General features: G+C 51.9%; 1 rRNA gene. It reads right to left on the bottom strand.

Features of this window, described 5'->3' with window-relative positions:
- Positions 1-14: 14 nt before the first annotated feature.
- Positions 15-2743: ribosomal RNA gene (locus tag AC1Q8N_RS28670) — 23S ribosomal RNA — on the bottom strand; the annotation flags it as partial.

The following is a 2743-nucleotide window of genomic DNA, read 5'->3' as shown; positions in this document are numbered from 1 at the left end:
TTGCTTCATATTATATGGTTAAGTCCTCGATCTATTAGTATTCGTCAGCTCCACATGTCACCATGCTTCCACCTCGAACCTATCAACCTGATCATCTTTCAGGGATCTTACTAGCTTACGCTATGGGAAATCTCATCTTGAGGGGGGCTTCATGCTTAGATGCTTTCAGCACTTATCCCTTCCGCACATAGCTACCCAGCTATGCCCTTGGCAGAACAACTGGTACACCAGCGGTGCGTCCATCCCGGTCCTCTCGTACTAAGGACAGCTCCTCTCAAATTTCCTACGCCCACGACGGATAGGGACCGAACTGTCTCACGACGTTCTGAACCCAGCTCGCGTACCGCTTTAATGGGCGAACAGCCCAACCCTTGGGACCGACTACAGCCCCAGGATGCGATGAGCCGACATCGAGGTGCCAAACCTCCCCGTCGATGTGGACTCTTGGGGGAGATAAGCCTGTTATCCCCGGGGTAGCTTTTATCCGTTGAGCGATGGCCCTTCCATGCGGAACCACCGGATCACTAAGCCCGACTTTCGTCCCTGCTCGACTTGTAGGTCTCGCAGTCAAGCTCCCTTATGCCTTTGCACTCTACGAATGATTTCCAACCATTCTGAGGGAACCTTTGGGCGCCTCCGTTACACTTTAGGAGGCGACCGCCCCAGTCAAACTGCCCACCTGACACTGTCTCCCGGGTCGATAAGACCCGTAGGTTAGAATTTCAATACAGTCAGGGCGGTATCCCACCAGCGCCTCCACCGAAGCTAGCGCTCCGGTTTCAATGGCTCCCGCCTATCCTGTACAAACTGTACCAAAATTCAATATCAGGCTACAGTAAAGCTCCACGGGGTCTTTCCGTCCTGTCGCGGGTAACCTGCATCTTCACAGGTACTATAATTTCACCGAGTCTCTGGTTGAGACAGTGCCCAAATCGTTACACCTTTCGTGCGGGTCGGAACTTACCCGACAAGGAATTTCGCTACCTTAGGACCGTTATAGTTACGGCCGCCGTTTACTGGGGCTTCAGTTCAGAGCTTCGCTTACGCTAACCCCTCTCCTTAACCTTCCAGCACCGGGCAGGTGTCAGCCCCTATACTTCGCCTTACGGCTTCGCAGAGACCTGTGTTTTTGCTAAACAGTCGCTTGGGCCTATTCACTGCGGCTTTCCGTTAAGAAAGCACCCCTTCTCCCGAAGTTACGGGGTCATTTTGCCGAGTTCCTTAACCAGAGTTCTCTCGCACACCTTAGGATTCTCTCCTCGCCTACCTGTGTCGGTTTGCGGTACAGGCACCTTTTATCTCGCTAGAAGCTTTTCTTGGCAGCGGGGAATCAAAGACTTCGCTCCATAAGGAGCTTCCCCATCACAGCTCAGCCTTCACGATAAGCGGATTTGCCTACTTATCAGCCTAACTGCTTGGACGTGCACAACCAATCGCACGCTTCTTCTATCCTTCTGCGTCCCTCCATTGCTCAAACGATAAAGAGGTGGTACAGGAATATCAACCTGTTGTCCATCGCCTACGCCTGTCGGCCTCGGCTTAGGTCCTGACTAACCCTGAGCGGACGAGCCTTCCTCAGGAAACCTTAGGCATTCGGTGGACGGGATTCTCACCCGTCTTTCGCTACTCATACCGGCATTCTCACTTCTAAGCGCTCCACCAGTCCTTCCGGTCTGACTTCACTGCACTTAGAACGCTCCCCTACCACTGATACCATTGGTATCAATTCGCAGCTTCGGTGGTGTATTTAGCCCCGGTACATTTTCGGCGCAGAGTCACTCGACTAGTGAGCTATTACGCACTCTTTAAATGGTGGCTGCTTCTAAGCCAACATCCTAGTTGTCTAAGCAACTCCACATCCTTTTCCACTTAATACACACTTTGGGACCTTAGCTGGCGATCTGGGCTGTTTCCCTCTTGACTACGGATCTTATCACTCGCAGTCTGACTCCTAAGGATAAGTCATTGGCATTCGGAGTTTGACTGAATTCGGTAATCCGATGAGGACCCCTAGTTCAATCAGTGCTCTACCTCCAAGACTCTTACACTTAAGGCTAGCCCTAAAGCTATTTCGGGGAGAACCAGCTATCTCCAGGTTCGATTGGAATTTCTCCGCTACCCACACCTCATCCCCGCACTTTTCAACGTGCGTGGGTTCGGGCCTCCATTCAGTGTTACCTGAACTTCACCCTGGACATGGGTAGATCACCTGGTTTCGGGTCTACGACCACGTACTAAACGCCCTATTCAGACTCGCTTTCGCTGCGGCTCCGCCTCTTCAGCTTAACCTCGCACGGGATCGTAACTCGCCGGTTCATTCTACAAAAGGCACGCCATCACCCATTAACGGGCTCTGACTATTTGTAGGCACACGGTTTCAGGATCTCTTTCACTCCCCTTCCGGGGTGCTTTTCACCTTTCCCTCACGGTACTGGTTCACTATCGATCACTAGGGAGTATTTAGCCTTGGGAGATGGTCCTCCCAGATTCCGACGGAATTTCACGTGTTCCGCCGTACTCAGGATACATTCAAGAGAGAACGAAGTTTCGACTACGGGGTTGTTACCCTCTACGACGGACCTTTCCAGGTCGCTTCGTCTACCTCGTTCCTTTGTAACTCCGTATAGAATGTCCTACAACCCCAAGAGGCAAGCCTCTTGGTTTGGGCTATGTTCCGTTTCGCTCGCCGCTACTCAGGAAATCGCATTTGCTTTCTCTTCCTCCAGGTACTTAGATGTTTCAG

The organism is Bacillus sp. GW823-FHT06B01 (assembly GCF_058952315.1).
The sequence above is the reverse complement of the archived record's forward strand: the minus strand, read 5'-3'. Positions and strand labels throughout refer to the sequence as shown.